We start from the raw sequence: 15064 nt of genomic DNA, 5'->3' as shown, positions 1-15064 counted from the left end.
CCGGCCCGGAGCCGGCGGGTCGGACGGCGCGGCAGGCGGGGCGGGGCGGGTCGAACGGCGCGGCGGGCGGGGTGGGGTTGTCCCCATGATCGACACGGGTGCGGGCGGGATGTCCCGGCAACGGCCCGCCGACCAGGCTTGACGCATGAACCCTTCCGGCTCCTCCTTACGACGCCGACTGCCCCTCGTCGGACTCCTCCTGGCCGCCTGCCTCGGCTCCCTGGCACCCGCCGCCGGGGCCGCCGGCGCACCGGCCGCTCCCGATCCCGCGCGTGAACTCGCCCGGACGGCCGCGCCGTTCACCGATCTCCGGCCGCTCGACCGGATGATCGGCTCGGCCAAGGTCGTCGGCGTCGGCGAGGCCACGCACAGCTCGGCGGAGTTCTTCACGGCCAAGCACCGGATCTTCGAGCACCTGGTGGAGCGCAAGGGCTTCACCACCTTCGCCCTGGAGGCCAACTGGTCCACCGGGCTGCTCGTCGACGAGTGGGTGCGCACCGGCCGCGGCGACATCCGGGCGATCATGCGGGACGAGTTCCAGGAGTCGTACCGGCTCTGGAACACCGAGGAGTACCTCGACCTCTTCCGCTGGATGCGACGGCACAACCAGCTCCACCCCGACCACCAGGTCCGCTTCATGGGCAACGACCTCGGCTACGCGGGCGCGAACCTCTTCGACCGCGTGACCTCGTACGTGGCCCGCACCCATCCCGCGCTCCTCCCCCGCTTCCAGGAGCTGTACAGCGGTTCGCGCCCCACGGGCGGGGTCGAGGCCTGGATGAAGGGGTACATGACCAAGCCGCGCCCCGAGCGGCAGCGGATGGCCGCCGACGTGAACACGGCGCTCGCCCTCCTGGAGCGGCAGCGGCCCGCGAAGGACCCCCGCGCGCGTGAGGCGGCCCAGTGGGCGGTGCAGCACGCCCGGGCCATCGCCCAGGTCGGCACCGAGTACGCCCACGACATGTTCACGGACGCGGGGATCGCCCAGGCCATGCTCTACCGCGACCGGGTCATGGCCGAGAACACCGTGTGGTGGCAGCGGCAGACCGGCGACCGGATCGTGCTCTCCGCGCACAACGGGCACGTCGGCTACGAGACCCCGAAGCCGGACCAGTACCCGCGGATCCAGGGCGCCTTCCTGCGGGACGCGCTCGGCCGGGACTACGTCAGCGTCGGCGCCTCCTTCGGACAGGGATCGTTCAACGCCCACGACACCGAGGCTCCCGGCGAGCCGCTGCGGCCCTTCACCCTCGGCACGCTCGGCCCGGACAGCGGCGCCCACACCCTGGACCGGGTCTCGCCCGCCGCGTTCTACCTGGACCTGCGGCACGCGACACCGGCCGCGCGCGACTGGCTCGGCACCCCCCGGCCGACCCGGGGCATCGGAACGGCGTACCCCTGGCCGGACACCGTGCACGAGGCGCGCCTCTCCACCGCGTACGACCTGCTGATCCACTTCCCCCGGATCACGGCGGCGCGCATCCGCTGAGGCGGGAGGTGCGGGTGGGCCGGCCGTGGCAGTACGGGAGTCGGCCACGGTCCGTCCGAAAAGGTACGCCTCCCGGTCGAGGTCTGGCCGGGGCCACGCGCGGGCATGCTGGCCCTTGAGCCGCCGCCCGCGCTTGGCGCGTCCGGGTGCGACGGCCACCTCGACGGAGAGGGACGGGTCGGGCCGTGACCGGGATGAGTGTGGAGCCGTACCGGGAGATCACCTTCGACAAGGAGGGCGACGGGCCCGCGGGGCAGCCCGCGGCCCTCGCCGCGCTGGCCCGGCAGGGCCTCACCGACCTGGTGGTGTTCGCGCACGGGTGGAACAGCTCCCCGGCCGGCGCCACCCGGCTCTGCTCCGACTTCTTCGAGCCCTTCCCCGGTCTGCTCGCCCCCGGCGTCGAGGCCGGGTACGCGGGCGTGATCTGGCCGTCGATGATGTTCACCGGCGAGCCGGTCCCCGACTACCGGGCCCTCGTGACGGTCCTCCCGGAGAAGGAGCCGGTCCTCGACCGGCTCACCGAACTCCTCGTGACGGCGCCCGCGGACGAGGCGGCCTTCGCCGAGTTCGGCACGCTGCTGCGGGAGCTGACGGACGTGGCCGTCGACGGGGACGGGCGGGCGGGCGCCACCGGCACCGGGCCCCGGGAGCCGGTGCCGGAGTTCCTGGTCGCGGACCCGCTGGAGGTGTGCGCCCTGTTCACCGAGGCGCTGGAGGCGGACACCGGCCGGACGGACACCGGCCGGGCGGAGGACGCCGCGCGGGACTCCGGGCAGGACGCCGGGCGGGGTGTTGGTCCCGTGGAGGGCTTCGGCTCCGCTGAGGGCTTCGGCTCCGCGGAGGGCCGCGGCTCCGCCGAGGGCTTCGGGGAGGGGCTCAAGCGGTACTGGAAGGGGGCCCGGGAGGTCCTGCGGCAGGCCACGTACTACGTGATGAAGAAACGGGCCGGCCACGTCGGCGAGTTCGGCCTCGGGCCGCTGCTCGGCGAGGTCGCCCGCGCCGCCCCCCGCCTCCGCGTCCACCTGGTCGGCCACAGCATGGGCGCCCGGCTCGTCGCGTACGCGCTGAAGGGGCTGCCGTCGCGGGCCCGTCCGGTCGCCTCCGTGACCCTCCTCCAGGGTGCCTTCTCGCACTACGCCTTCGCGGCCCGGCTGCCGCACGACCCCGGGCGCCCCGGCTCGCTCCGGGACCTGCAGAACCGGGTCCGCGGGCCCGTGGTGGCCTGCTACTCGCGGCACGACACGGCGCTCGGTGTGTTCTACCCGCTGGCGTCCCGGCTCGCGGGAGACTCGGCGTCGCTGACCCGGGCAGCCGGTCTGCTCGGTGCGGACGACCCGCGCTGGGCGGCGATCGGGCACGACGGCGTCCAGGCGGTGCCCGGGACGGTCGTGCGGCCGCTGGCGACGGTGCTGCGCGAGGGAGTGCCGGCTTCGGGCTGCGTGAGCGTCGACACGGCGGACGTGGTCCGCTCCCACAGCGACATCTGCCGGTGGGAACTGGCCCAAGTGGTGGTGTCGGCGGCACGGACGGGCAGGTAGAAGGGGGTACGAGCGGCTCCACGCACCTCCTCGGGACCTCACCGTCCCATCGCGCGGGGCTCCTGCGCGCCTCGCCGGACTCTTCCGTTCCGCCCTTCCTCGGAGGCCTCTCGGCCCTCGCTGATGGCTGCCATCCGAATTTCGATGGAACACGACGGGGCGCTCGTTCGTCCCTCTGATATCGCGGAACGACCAGCGACGGAGGTGGCGGGAGATGGCCGGTTTCCGGAGTCTCGCGAGACAGGTGCGCGATCCGGGGTGCGACACGGCCCTGCGCAGGTACTCGCTGCGCAAGTGTCTGGAGCGGTTCGCGCCGTACGGGCACCGGGCTACGTGGGACCACTTGTGCCGCAGGCACAGGTTCGGACCCGAGGACCGGGAGCTCGACCCCGGGCGGCTGATCGCCGCGCTCGACGAGCTGGAGGAGGCGCGGGCCGTGTGGCTCGCGTACGAGGAGGAGTTCGCCGCCCGGCGGCGGCGTGAGAAGCAGGAGGGGCTGCGCAGGCTCGGCGCCCTCGACGACTGGCACCGGCGGGTCTGGGGCGGCAACGGCGTGGTGCGGTGCGGCGATCCTGCCGTGCATCCGTCGGAACCGCTGCCCGAGGTGCTGCGGCGGCTGATCACCGCCCTGGAGAGCGACCCGGGCGAGCGGTGCCCGGTGTGCGCGGGGCCGCGCATCGAATGGGCCGGTCCCGGGGACTCGTACGAGCCGTGGCTCGGCCCGGTCTGCGGGGACTGCGGGGTGGGTGTGCCGCGCGCGGTCCTCACCTCGGGGGTGCTGGCCCGCGCCCGCGGGGAGCGGAGCAGCTCGCTGGCGTCGGCGGCGTGAGTCCGCCGGGAGCCGGCGTACCGCGGGTACCGCCGTCTCCACCGGGGGCCCCGGTGCTGCAGGTCTGCCTCAACGGGACACGGGGGCCCGGGGATTCGGCGGCGGTGCCGATGTCGCCCGACGCGCTCGCGGAGTCCGCGGCGCGGGCGGTGGCGGCGGGCGCCGGGGAGGTGCGGGTGCATCCCCGGACGCCGTGCGGGGGCACGTCGCTCTCGCCCCGGGTGCTGGGACCCGTCCTGACCTCGGTCCGGGCGGCGGTGGGCCGGGGGGTGCGGGTCACGACCGCCGCGGCCGCCGAGCCCGACGCGGGGCGCCGGGTGGAGCGGATCCGGTCCTGGGAGGTGCTGCCCGACCTGGTGTCGGTCGACTGGCACGAGCCGGGGGCGGAGGAGACGGCGGCGGCGCTCCTGGAGCGCGGGATCGGGGTCGAGGCCGGGCTGTGGACCCGTACGGACGGGCATGAGCGCTTCGCCCGCTCGGCGCTCGCGCCCCGCGTACGACGGGTCCTCGTGAAGGTCCCGTGTCTCCCGCACCTCCCCGACCCGTCGGCCGGGAGCGGGGCCGGGGAAGGCCCGCGCTCCCTCCTGTCCGGGCTCGAACGGCCGCCCGGCGTCCCCGTGTTGCTGCACGGCGAGGACGCCTGCGCCTGGCCGGTGCTGCGGCTCGCCCGGCGGCTCGGCCTCGTCGCCAGGATCGGCCTCGAGGACACCGTGCGGCTGCCGGACGGCACCCGCGCGCGCTCCAACGCGGAGCTGGTCGCCGCGGCCCTCACGGGCCCCGGCCATGATCCGCCGGACGGGCCCTAGGGGGTGTCTTGTCGATCAGGCCGGATCAGCCGCGAGCCCGGCCTGATCGGCAAGGCGCCTCCGAGGAGGCGCTGCCGCCGATCACGCCGTGCGCCGGCCCTTCGGCGGGGCGCTCCTAGGCTCCGTCGCCGGCCGCGGCGGGATTGCGTACCGGCAGCAGGCGGGAGCCCGCCATCCGCTCGCCGAAGGCGTCGTCGGGGTTGGACAGCACGCAGGTCTCCAGGGAGAGGCAGCCGCAGCCGATGCAGTCCGTCAGGTGGTCGCGGAGCCGGCCGAGCTGCTTGATGCGCTCGTCCAGCTCGGTGCGCCAGGCCGCCGAGAGCCGGGCCCAGTCCTCGTTCGTGGGCGTGCGCTCCTCCGGGAGCTGGGCGAGGGCCTGCCGGATCGTCGCCAGCGGGATCCCCACGCGCTGCGCGGCGCGGACGAAGGCGACCCTGCGCAGGGTGTCGCGGCCGTAGCGGCGCTGGTTGCCGGTGGTGCGGCGGCTGCTGATGAGCCCCTTCGCCTCGTAGAAGTGGAGGGCGGAGACGGCGGCCCCGCTACGGGCGGAGAGCTGGCCGACGGTGAGCTCGTGGATCTTCTCTGGAATCTGCGGCACCCCGCGACCCTACTGGTCCGTTGACAGCGGACCGCGCACCCCACATGCTGAGCAAGCGCTTAGATACCGACCGTTGGGTATGCCGTACCAGGTGGGGCATGCCGGACCAGAAGGGAACAGGAACATGGCCGAGCCGAGGATCTTCACCTCCGCCGAGGAGCTGCGCGCGGGGGTCGGCGAGCAGCTGGGGCACAGCGACTGGGTGGAGATCGACCAGAAGCGGATCGACCTCTTCGCCGAGGCGACCGGCGATCACCAGTGGATCCACGTGGACCCGGAGCGCGCGGCCACCGGCCCGTTCGGCACGACCATCGCGCACGGCTATCTGACCCTGTCGCTGCTCCCGCTGTTCGTTCCGCAGGTGCTGCGGGTCGAGGGCATGAAGATGGGCCTCAACTACGGCACGGAGAAGGTGCGTTTCCCCGCTCCCGTGCCGGTCGGCTCGCGACTGCGCGCCACGGCCGTCCTGACGAAGGTCGAGGAGGCCGGCGGCGGTGTGCAGGTGACGGCGGCCGTGACGGTGGAGCGCGAGGGCGCCGAGAAGCCCGTCTGCGTCGCCGAGTCGGTCTCCCGCTACTACTTCTGAGCGCCGACCATCCTGAGGACGAGGTCGGCGTAGAGCGCGCCGACCTCGTCGGGCGACCGGCGTCCCTGGGCGTTGAACCAGCGCGAGACGTCGATGCAGAGCGAGAGCACGGCGACCGTGGTGCCCGCGACGTCCGGCACGTCGAACTCGCCCGCCGCCACGCCCTCTTCGATGATGCCGCGCACCGCCGCGTCGGACCGGCGGCGCAGTTCCACGATCTCGGCCCGGTGCTCGGGACCGAGGGCGTCGAGCTCGTACTGCACGACCCGTGCGGTGGTGTGGCGCTCGGCGTGCCAGCGGACGAAGGAGCGCACGGCGTCGGCGAGGCGCTCGGCGGCCGTGCCGTCGCCGGCGGCCGCGGCCCGGAGGATCTCCAGGGCCTTGTCGTGACCGATGCGGCTGATCCGGTGGAGCAGCTCTTCCTTGGTCTTGTAGTGGATGTAGAGCGCGGCCGGGCTCATCCCCGCGCGGCCGGCGATGTCCCGGGTGGTGGTGGCGTGGTAGCCGCGCTCGGCGAACGCCTCGACGGCGGCCACCAGCAGTCGCCGGGCCGCCTCGGGCGTGACCTCGCCCCAGGGCATGTCCTCGCCCCCGGGCGTCTCCTCCGCCGCGCTCATCCCACACTCCCTCTCGGACCCCGTCAGGACGCACACCATACCAACGAGGGTGAGCAAGCGCTTAGAGACCGGGAGCGGCAGCTCAGGGCCCGCCGGACGGTCAGAGCTTCTGGAAGGGGTCGTGCTCGGCGAGCAGCTTCTCGAGACGCGCCTGGTCGACCCGGCTGACGATCTGCCCGGCCTCCTGGCGGTCGCGGACGACCTTGGCGAGCGTGAAGGCCGAGGTGGTGAGGTAGAGGACCGCGACGGCGAGGAAGGCGCGCACCCAGGCGCTGGCCTCCAGCTGGTAGATGCCGATGGCCACGGCTCCGAGGGCGAGCGAGAAGGAGGCGACGGCCTGGGCGTAGTAGGCGGCGGTGTTCTGCTGCTTGACCGGTGTGTCACTCATGGGCACAGCATCGGACGGATGTGGCCGGTGCCACATCCGTCCGCGTACTCAGCGAGGTACTCAGAAGCGCGGGCCGACGGGCCCGGACGGGGTCAGAACGCCGAGACCCCCGTCAGTGCCCGGCCGATGATGAGTTTCTGGATCTGGCTGGTGCCCTCGTACAGGGTCATGACGCGGGCGTCCCGGAGGAGCTTCCCGACCGGGTACTCGTCGATGTAGCCGTATCCGCCGAAGACCTGGAGGGCGTTGTTCGCGGAGCGGACGGCGGCCTCGGAGGCGTACAGCTTCGCCTTGGAGGCGGCGGTCGCGAAGTCCTGGCCTCGGTCGATCAGGTCGGCGACCCGCCAGGTGAGCAGCCGGGCGGCGTCCACGTCGACGGCGATGTCGCTGATCAGTTCCTGCACGAGCTGGTACGAGGCGATGGGCCTGCCGAACTGCTCGCGCTCCCCGGCGTACCGGACGGCCGCGTCGAGGGAGGCCTGGGCGATGCCGACGCAGCCGGCGGCCACGGACATCCGGCCCTTGGCGAGGGCGGACATGGCGACGGTGAAGCCCTTGCCCTCGGGACCGAGCATCGCGGCGGCGGGAACGCGGACGTCCTCGAGGACGAGTTCGGCGGTCGCCTGGCCGCGCAATCCGAGCTTGCCGTGGATGGCGCGACGGGTGAGGCCCGGGGTGTCGGTGGGGACGAGGAAGGCGGAGACGCCCTTGTGGCCGGGGGTGTCGTTGGTACGGGCGAAGAGCAGCACGACCTCGGCCCAGGTGCCGTTGGTGATGAACATCTTGGTGCCGCTGATGCGGTAGTCGTCGCCGTCGCGCACGGCCCGGGTGGCGAGGTTCCCCGCGTCGGATCCGGTGCCGGGCTCGGTGAGGCCGAAGCAGCCGAGCGCCTCGCCGGACGCGAGCCGGGGCAGCCACTCCCGCTTCTGCTCCTCGCCGCCCCAGGCGGCGATGGTCTTGGCGACCAGACCGAGGGAGACGGAGACGATGCCGCGCACGGAGGAGTCGCCGCGGCCGAGTTCCTCGGTGACGAGGCAGTACGCGAGGTGGTCGCCGCCGGAGCCGCCGTACTCCTCCGGGATCGTGAGTCCGAGGAAGCCGACGGCGCCGAGCTTCTTCACGATCGCCCGGTCCACCTCCTCGGCGCGGTCCCACGCGACGGCGTGCGGGACGACCTCGCGCGCGACGAAGTCCTCGGCGAGCCGCCGTACGGCTTCCTGCTCCTCGCTGAGTTCCAGATTCATGCGGCGCCCACCTCACCCGACCATTTAATTACCACTGCTAGTTTTCGTGGTGCAGGCCTACTATGTGCGCCATGGCCCGACCGCGCAAGCCCCTGCTCAGCCGAGACCGCATCGTCGAGACGGCGGGCGCGCTCGTGGACGCGGAGGGCCTCGACGCGCTCTCGACCAGGCGGCTCGCTGCCGAGCTCGGGGTCAGCGGCCCCTCCCTCTACAACCACTTCCGCACCAAGGACGAGATCCTCGACGCCGTCGCCGACGCGGTCAGCGCGAAGATCGATCTGTCGATGTTCGCGGAGGAGGACGGCCGCGACTGGCAGACGGCGCTGCACGACTGGGCCGTCTCCTACCGCGCCGCCCTCGCCGACCACCCGCACATCGTCCCGGTCCTCGCCCAGGGCCCCGGCCGCCGGCCGGCGGGCCTGCGCGTCGCGGACGCCGTCTTCGGCGCGATGGTCCGCGCGGGCTGGCCACCGGCCCAGGCCACCTCCATCGGCGCGCTGATGCGGTACTTCATCACCGGCTCGGCCCTCGGCTCCTTCGCGCGCGGCTTCGTCGACGACGAGGCGGCCTACGACCCGGCCGACTACCCCCACCTCGGCCAGGCCCACCGGCTCGCCGAGCACCGCCAGAAGGTCGACGAGGGCGCCTTCGCCACGGGCCTGCGCGCGCTGCTCGACGGGCTGCGGCTCCAGTACGAGGCCCAGGGGCGCGAGTCCACGGCGCGGCCCGCGGCCCGCCCCTCCGCCCCGTAGGACAGTTCGGCCACCGCCGAACCGTGCGTGCGGGACGCTGGACGCATGGCAGCCACCGACCTCGCCGCGCTCGCGGCGCTCTTCGCGGACGAGACCCGCGCCGCGTTCCTGCTCGCCCTCCTCGACGGACGGGCGTGGACCTCCGGGGAACTCGCCCGGCACGCGGGCGTGGCCCCGTCCACCGCAAGCGAGCACCTCGGAAAGCTCGTCACCGGCGGGGTGCTCACGGAGGAACGGCAGGGACGCCACCGGTACGTGCGCCTCGCCGACCCGGGGATCGCCCATCTCGTCGAGGACCTGGCCGCCCGGTCCGAGCCCGCGGTGTCCCCGCCGCCCCGCTCGCTGGGCGCCGCGAGCGCCGGGCGGGCGATGGCCCGGGGCCGGACCTGTTACGACCATCTCGCCGGGCGGCTCGGCATCGCGATCACCGAGGCGATGACGGTCCGCGGACTGCTGCGCCAGGACACCGGCTTCGCGCTCACGGACCGGGGCCTGGCCTGGTTCGACGAGCTGGGCGTCCCTCTCGTACGCCGGGGGCGGCGGCCGGTCGCGCGCGGCTGTCTCGACTGGACCGAGCGCCGGCCGCACCTCGCGGGGCTGGCGGGCGCCGCGCTGTGCCGGCACGCGCTGGACGACGAGTGGTGCGTACGGATCGGGTCCGAGCGGGCCGTGAAGGTGACCGGGCGGGGCGAGAGCGCGCTGTATACGAACCTGGGCATCGCTCCGGAGGAGCTGCGATGAGGCGGCTGCCGCGGGGCGGCCCCGGCCCGCGGGCGGGAGCGGGAGCGGGGCGAGCTCCTGCCCCGGAGGCGGGAGCGGGCCGGACTCCGACTCAGGCTCCGGCTCACGCCCCTGCTCAGACTCCGGCTCCTGCTCCGGCGCTTGGTCCGACTCCCGCCCCCGCCCCCGCCCCCGCCCGAGATATTGCGGTGAGCGCCGAAGGGTCCGCGTCCTACGGTCGAGCCATGCAGAAGCAATCCTCGCGGCTCGCCCTCGCCGCCGCCGGTGTCACGGTCGTCCTGTGGGCCTCCGCCTTCGTCTCCATCCGCAGCGCAGGAGAGGCCTACTCCCCCGGGGCGCTCGCGCTCGGGCGGCTGCTCGCCGGCACCCTGGTCCTGGGAGCCGTCCTCCTGATCCGGCGCGAGGGGCTGCCGCCCCGGGCGGCCTGGCGGGGGATCCTGGTCTCGGGCCTGCTCTGGTTCGGGGTGTACATGGTGGTGCTCAACTGGGGCGAGCAGGAGGTCGACGCGGGCACGGCGGCGATGGTGGTGAACATCGGGCCGATCCTGATCGCACTGCTCGGCGCCCGCTTCCTGAAGGAGTCCCTGCCGCCGCGGCTGCTCGCGGGCATGGCGGTCTCCTTCGCGGGCGCGGTGGTCGTGGGCCTCTCCATGTCCCGCGCCTCCTCCGGCGCGCACGCCTCGCTGCTCGGCGTGCTCCTCTGCGTCCTGGCGGCGGTGGCGTACGCGGGCGGGGTCGTGGCGCAGAAGCCGGCGCTCGCCCACGGCAGCGCGCTCCAGGTGACGACGTTCGGGTGTCTGGTGGGGGCGGTGGCCTGTCTGCCGTTCGCCGGGCAGCTGGTCGACGAGGCGGGCCGGGCCCCGCTGTCGGCGACCCTGAACATGGTCTATCTGGGGGTGTTCCCGACCGCGCTCGCGTTCACGACCTGGGCCTACGCCCTGGCCCGGACGACCGCGGGGCGGATGGGCGCGACGACGTACGCCGTGCCCGCCCTGGTGGTGTTGATGGCATGGCTGTTCCTCGGGGAGCTGCCGGGGCTGCTCACCCTCGCCGGGGGCGCGCTGTGCCTCGCGGGTGTGGCTGTATCCCGTTCACGGACGCGGGCCTCCGCGGGTGCCGGAACGGCTGAATCCACCTGACAGGGCATGGCTCCGGTTCCGGACACTTCACACGCCCCCGGCGTCGGGTGTGCGCCCGCGACCTGGGGTGGAGATGCCCGTCAAGCCCCAGTTTCGGCCGGTGGGGCGAGAGGACACGTTTCATGGCCCCCCGGCCGGATAGTTTCGAGTCGGTCACAGGCGCGGGCCGGAACATCACGCTCCGGCACCTTCTCGCAAGCCGACGGGGGAGTCATGGCGATTCAGCAGCGGGCGGAACGTACAAGACAGGAAATCCTGTCGGCGGCCGCGAGGGTGTTCGACAGGCACGGGTACGAGCGGGCCTCGCTCGCCAGGATCGCCGGCGAGGCCAGGGTGACGACCGGCGCGCTCGTCTTCCACTTCGCGACGAAGGCGGAGCTCGCGACCGCGGTCCACGGGCGGGCCCACGCGGCCACCCGGATCACGGTCGAGTCGGCGTGCCTGTCCACGGAGGGCGTCGGCGGCACGGCGATCGACAAGCTGGTGATCGCCACGCACGCGCTGATACGGCTCTTCGAGACCGATCCGACGGCGCGGGCCGGTGAACGCCTCGCGCGGGAACTGCAGTTAGCCGACCCGGGGTTCTCCCGGGACTGCCCCTGGCGGCGCGAGGTGGCGCGCCTGGCACGCTACGCGGAGGCCGAGAAGGCCCTGCGTCCCGGCGTGGACGCGACGGCGGTCGCGGCGCTGATCGGCTATGTGATCACCGGGGTCGAGCTGGAGATGCGCTGTCCGAACGGTCCCTCCGACGAGTGCTGGCCCACCGAGGACCCCAGGAGCGCCGACAGCGGCGCCCTGCACGGTCCCGCCGAGCAACGGCTCGACCGCATCTGGAAGTTGATTCTCCCGGGCCTGGTCCACCCGGCGGGGCGACGGCCCGGCGCATAGCCACGCGGACACCCCGGAGAGCGGCGTCGGCGGGCCGCCGGCGCCGCGCGCCGCCCCGCCTCACGCCCCCGAACGCAACAGCTGGCGCGCGAAGTCGGCGAGGGAGCGGCCGATCCGTTCGGTCGACAGGCCGAGTTCATGCCGCTGGAACTGGTAGAGCTCGGGTGACAGCGGGCTGAGCGCGATGTCGATGAGCGGATCCGGGTCCTGGATCCCGTGGTCGACGAGCAGCGTGCGGACGTGCACGCGCCAGAAGCCGTACGCGCCCGTCCGGAAGCGCGCGGGTCCGGTCTCCGCGCCGAGGGCCAGCGGCAGATGCCGTTCCAGGAGATCGAGCATCGCCAGGTAGAACGCCGCCAGCCGCTCCCCCGCGGGCGCGCCGGGGCCGAGCGGCGGCGGGCCGTAGATGAGCTGCCCCTGGAGCCGGCGCTCGTGCTCGTCGAGCAGCGCCACGGCGACCGACGAGGGATCGGGGAAGCTCCGGTAGAGCGTGGCCCGGCCCACCCCGGCGGCCTTGGCGATCCGGTCCATGGTGACCGTCCGCGGATCCTGCTGGGCGAAGAGCTGCTCGGCCGCGGCCAGGATCTGGGCACGGTTGCGTTCCGCGTCCGCGCGTCTGCGCGGAGCGACCGGCTGGTCGTCCGCGGCCTGAAGATCGCCGAGGAGCCCGCCGACCCGGTGGACGGAGGCGGCTCCACGACCCCGCTGCTCTTCGTCGCTCATGGACCAGACCTTACTTCCCCTGGAGCTAAGTGGACACCTTGTCCGTTTGCCATGTCTCGTGGCATGCTAAACGGACTCAGTGTCCACTTATCCGCTCGCCATCCCGCCCCAGGGAGATCCAGATGCACACCGCGCTCCTCGCCGCGGCCCTGCTGGTCGGCTGCCTCCTGGCCGTCCAGGCCTCGGTGAACCTCCAGCTCAACTCGGCCGTCGGCACCCCGTACGGCGCCTCGACCATCCAGCTCGGCGTCGCGACCGGTCTGCTGACCGTGCTCGCGGTGGCGGCCGGAGCGCTCGGCGCGCTCGGCAAACTGCCCGACGTCGAGCCCTGGCAGCTGCTCGGCGGACTCGCCAGTCCGCTCTACATCACCAGCGGCATCCTGCTCTTCCCACGGCTCGGCGCCCTCGCCGCCGTCGGACTCTTCGTCACCGGCCAGATGTTCGCCTCGCTCGCGCTCGACCTCTTCGGTCTCCTCGGTCTCGAGCAGCAGGACCTGAGCGCCGGGATCGTCATCGGCGCCGTGGCCGTGCTCGCCGGCATCGTCGTGATCATCCGGGGCATGAAGGCGGCGGCGCCTCCCGGCGCCCCCAAGATGTCCAGCGCCGGCCGCGCCGGCTGGCTCGCCCTCGGTGTCGTCGCCGGAGCCGTGCTGCCCGTGCAGGGCGCGGTCAACGCCCAGCTGCGCGCCCAGCTCAAGCAGCCCGTCACCGTCGCCGTGATCAGCTTCGCCGTGGCGACCTTCACCATCGCCGTCGTCCTGCTCGTGCTGTACGCGACCCGGAAGACGCCCAAGCCCAAGATCGCCCCGCTGAAGAAGATGCCCTGGTGGGGCTGGCTCGGTGGCGCCTGCGCCGCCGCCTACGTCACCGGGACCTTCCTGCTCATCCCCGAGATCGGGGCCGCGGTGACCATCGCGCTCACCGTGACCGGGCAGCAGCTCACCTCGGCCCTGATCGACCACAAGGGCCTCTTCAAGCTCCCCCAGCGCTCCCTCACGAAGCCGCGCGCCCTGGGCCTCGCCCTGCTGATCGCCGGCTCCCTGACCATCCAGCTCGTCTGACCGAGGCCGGCACTCCCCCGGGACCCCACCCGGGGGCCACGGCCCGCACGGTGCGCCATGAAAGGTGTGTCATGAAAGCGTCCTACACCGCCGGGCCGGACCTCCACGTCCTCCCCTCGGCACTCCCCATCCCCGGCCTCGGCGACCAGCCGGTGAACGCCTTCCTCCTCCGGTCCGGCCAGCCGGTCCTCGTGGACACCGGCATGCCCGTCGACCGGGAGGGCTTCCTGGACTCCCTCTGGTCGCTGATCGATCCGGCCGATCTGCGCTGGGTCGTCGTCACCCACGACGACCGCGACCACACCGGCGCCCTCGCCCGGATCCTGGAAGCGGCGCCGAACGCGAAGGTCCTCGCCAACGCCATATCGCTGACGCGAATATCGGAAGAGTTCAGCATTCCGCAGGAACGGGTCGTCACCGCCAACCCGGGAAGCCGCGTGAAAGTCGGCGACCGTGAGCTCAGTTTTCACCGGCCGCCCACTTTCGATTCACCCGGAACCCTCGCCGTGTTCGACCATTCCGATGGAACGCTCTACAGCTCCGACAGTTTCGGGACCGTCGTCGAGGAAATCAGCCACGAGTTCACCGACCTTTCGGAGGCGGAATTCTTCCACGGCTTCGAGGTCCTCAACCGGGCGATAGCCCCGTGGACCGCGCTGGTCGACGAGACGAAATTCCTCCGGCCGGTGCACGAGCTGGCCGCCCTGCGCCCCGCGAAGCTGCTGAGCGCCCACGGGCCGACCGTCCGCGAGGCCGCCGTACCGCGGCTCTTCGAGGCGATGGCCCGCATCCCCTCCCTGCCCGCCTGGCTGCCCGGCGCCGACCTCGACCTCGAGGCCGCGCTCGACGCCGTCGAGCCCCCCGCCGCCTGAGATCCCCGCACGAACCGAGGAGAACCATGTCCGACCCGACCACCGCCGACCTGACGCCGCCGCGCGGAGTCGTCACCGTCTTCTCCGACATCTGGTGTTCCTTCGCGCACATCGCGATCCACCGGCTGCACACCACCCGGGCCCGTCTCGGCCTGGAGGAGCAGGTCGCCTTCGACCTGCGCGCCTTCCCCCTCGAACTGCTCAACGACGCCCCCAGCCCGCGCCCCGGCACGGACAGCGAGGTCGCCCGGATGGCCAGCCTCGAGCCGGCCGCCGGCTGGCAGCTGTGGCAGGCCAAGGACTGGCTCTACCCGTCGACGACCCTGCCCGCCCTGGAGGCGGTGCTCGCCGCCAAGGAGCAGAGCCTGCGCGCCTCGGAACAGCTCGACCTGGGGCTGCGCCGGGCGTTCTGGGCCGAATCGCGCTGCATCAGCCACCGCAAGGTGATCCTTGACGTGGCCGCCGAGACCGGCGCCGTCGACGTCGACGCCCTCGCCGAGGCCCTGGACGACGGGCGGGCGCGCCGGTCGCTCGCGGACCAGGCGGTGCTCGCGGCGAGCGACCGGGTGGACTGCAGCCCCCATCTGTTCCTGCCCGACGGCTCCGACCACGCCAATCCCGGCATCGAGGTGGACTGGGAGGGCGCCTACGGCATCGGCTGGCCGGTGATCGGCTCGGACGACCCGAAGGTGTTCGAGGACATCCTGCTGAAGGCCGCCACTGAATAGTTGAATACGCCGCAATAAAGCGGCCGCACCACCGGAACGACGGCCAGGCATTCCTTTACGAGGAA

General features: G+C 73.2%; 17 protein-coding genes. 12 read left to right on the top strand and 5 right to left on the bottom strand.

All coding sequences use genetic code 11. The features are described from left to right. The first annotated feature begins 145 nt into the window (after positions 1-145). The 4 genes from ACFQ79_RS25135 (at position 146) to ACFQ79_RS25120 (ending at position 4662) form a co-directional block, all read left to right on the top strand. Positions 146-1489, top strand: coding sequence for an erythromycin esterase family protein (locus tag ACFQ79_RS25135; RefSeq protein ID WP_383587145.1), 1344 nt, complete (start codon positions 146-148; stop codon positions 1487-1489). Between the two features lie 194 nt (positions 1490-1683). Beyond that, positions 1684-3027, top strand: a complete 1344-nt coding sequence (locus ACFQ79_RS25130) for a serine-threonine protein kinase (protein WP_383587222.1) — start codon at positions 1684-1686, stop codon at positions 3025-3027. A gap of 214 nt (positions 3028-3241) precedes the next feature. Then, positions 3242-3856: a hypothetical protein gene (locus tag ACFQ79_RS25125; RefSeq protein ID WP_383587142.1), complete on the top strand. Its 615-nt coding sequence runs from the start codon at positions 3242-3244 to the stop codon at positions 3854-3856. A 110-nt stretch (positions 3857-3966) separates the two neighbouring features. Beyond that, entirely contained in the window at positions 3967-4662 is a 696-nt protein-coding gene (locus tag ACFQ79_RS25120; RefSeq protein WP_383587219.1) for a 3-keto-5-aminohexanoate cleavage protein, read from the top strand. Positions 4663-4777: 115 nt separating this feature from the next. Here ACFQ79_RS25120 and soxR read toward each other — a convergent pair whose 3' ends face one another. After that, the gene (gene soxR / locus ACFQ79_RS25115) at positions 4778-5260 is read right to left on the bottom strand and encodes a redox-sensitive transcriptional activator SoxR (protein WP_383587138.1); all 483 of its coding nucleotides are present in this window, start codon (positions 5258-5260) and stop codon (positions 4778-4780) included. Positions 5261-5384: 124 nt separating this feature from the next. On the opposite strand from soxR, the gene ACFQ79_RS25110 reads away from it, so the two are divergent. Beyond that, on the top strand, positions 5385-5846 hold the full coding sequence (locus ACFQ79_RS25110; protein ID WP_319318511.1) for a MaoC family dehydratase: 462 nt from the start codon (positions 5385-5387) through the stop codon (positions 5844-5846). Here ACFQ79_RS25110 and ACFQ79_RS25105 read toward each other — a convergent pair. From ACFQ79_RS25105 to ACFQ79_RS25095, 3 genes are all read right to left on the bottom strand, one after another. After that, entirely contained in the window at positions 5837-6463 is a 627-nt protein-coding gene (locus ACFQ79_RS25105; RefSeq protein ID WP_383587134.1) for a TetR/AcrR family transcriptional regulator, read from the bottom strand. The genes ACFQ79_RS25110 and ACFQ79_RS25105 overlap by 10 nt on opposite strands. 100 nt (positions 6464-6563) lie before the next feature. Beyond that, on the bottom strand, positions 6564-6851 hold the full coding sequence (locus ACFQ79_RS25100) for a YiaA/YiaB family inner membrane protein (protein ID WP_073915196.1): 288 nt from the start codon (positions 6849-6851) through the stop codon (positions 6564-6566). A gap of 92 nt (positions 6852-6943) precedes the next feature. Beyond that, complete coding sequence (locus ACFQ79_RS25095) at positions 6944-8095, bottom strand: acyl-CoA dehydrogenase family protein (protein WP_383587131.1); 1152 nt, start codon at positions 8093-8095, stop codon at positions 6944-6946. 71 nt (positions 8096-8166) lie between these two features. On the opposite strand from ACFQ79_RS25095, the gene ACFQ79_RS25090 reads away from it, so the two are divergent. The 4 genes from ACFQ79_RS25090 (at position 8167) to ACFQ79_RS25075 (ending at position 11615) form a co-directional block, all read left to right on the top strand. Continuing rightward, positions 8167-8847 (top strand): TetR/AcrR family transcriptional regulator, encoded by a 681-nt coding sequence (locus tag ACFQ79_RS25090; RefSeq protein WP_383587128.1) that lies wholly within the window; start codon positions 8167-8169, stop codon positions 8845-8847. A gap of 45 nt (positions 8848-8892) precedes the next feature. Next, positions 8893-9588: an ArsR/SmtB family transcription factor gene (locus ACFQ79_RS25085; protein ID WP_383587125.1), complete on the top strand. Its 696-nt coding sequence runs from the start codon at positions 8893-8895 to the stop codon at positions 9586-9588. A gap of 224 nt (positions 9589-9812) precedes the next feature. Continuing rightward, positions 9813-10727 carry a DMT family transporter gene (locus ACFQ79_RS25080; protein ID WP_383587122.1) on the top strand — a complete coding sequence of 305 codons (915 nt, stop codon included), beginning with the start codon at positions 9813-9815 and terminating at the stop codon, positions 10725-10727. Positions 10728-10940: 213 nt separating this feature from the next. Next, the gene (locus tag ACFQ79_RS25075; RefSeq protein WP_383587119.1) at positions 10941-11615 is read left to right on the top strand and encodes a TetR family transcriptional regulator; all 675 of its coding nucleotides are present in this window, start codon (positions 10941-10943) and stop codon (positions 11613-11615) included. Between the two features lie 60 nt (positions 11616-11675). Here ACFQ79_RS25075 and ACFQ79_RS25070 read toward each other — a convergent pair whose 3' ends face one another. Beyond that, positions 11676-12338: a TetR/AcrR family transcriptional regulator gene (locus ACFQ79_RS25070; protein ID WP_383587116.1), complete on the bottom strand. Its 663-nt coding sequence runs from the start codon at positions 12336-12338 to the stop codon at positions 11676-11678. A 122-nt stretch (positions 12339-12460) separates the two neighbouring features. On the opposite strand from ACFQ79_RS25070, the gene ACFQ79_RS25065 reads away from it, so the two are divergent. The 3 genes from ACFQ79_RS25065 (at position 12461) to ACFQ79_RS25055 (ending at position 14999) form a co-directional block, all read left to right on the top strand. After that, positions 12461-13399 carry a DMT family transporter gene (locus ACFQ79_RS25065; protein WP_383587114.1) on the top strand — a complete coding sequence of 313 codons (939 nt, stop codon included), beginning with the start codon at positions 12461-12463 and terminating at the stop codon, positions 13397-13399. A 71-nt stretch (positions 13400-13470) separates the two neighbouring features. Beyond that, a complete protein-coding gene (locus ACFQ79_RS25060; RefSeq protein ID WP_383587111.1) occupies positions 13471-14271 on the top strand; it encodes an MBL fold metallo-hydrolase in 801 nt (266 codons plus the stop codon). Positions 14272-14297: 26 nt separating this feature from the next. Further along, positions 14298-14999 (top strand): DsbA family protein, encoded by a 702-nt coding sequence (locus ACFQ79_RS25055; protein ID WP_383587108.1) that lies wholly within the window; start codon positions 14298-14300, stop codon positions 14997-14999. Positions 15000-15064: the final 65 nt, after the last annotated feature.

It is taken from the genome of Streptomyces sp. NPDC056480, assembly GCF_042795405.1.
Taxonomy (GTDB): domain Bacteria; phylum Actinomycetota; class Actinomycetes; order Streptomycetales; family Streptomycetaceae; genus Streptomyces.
The sequence above is the reverse complement of the archived record's forward strand: the minus strand, read 5'-3'. Positions and strand labels throughout refer to the sequence as shown.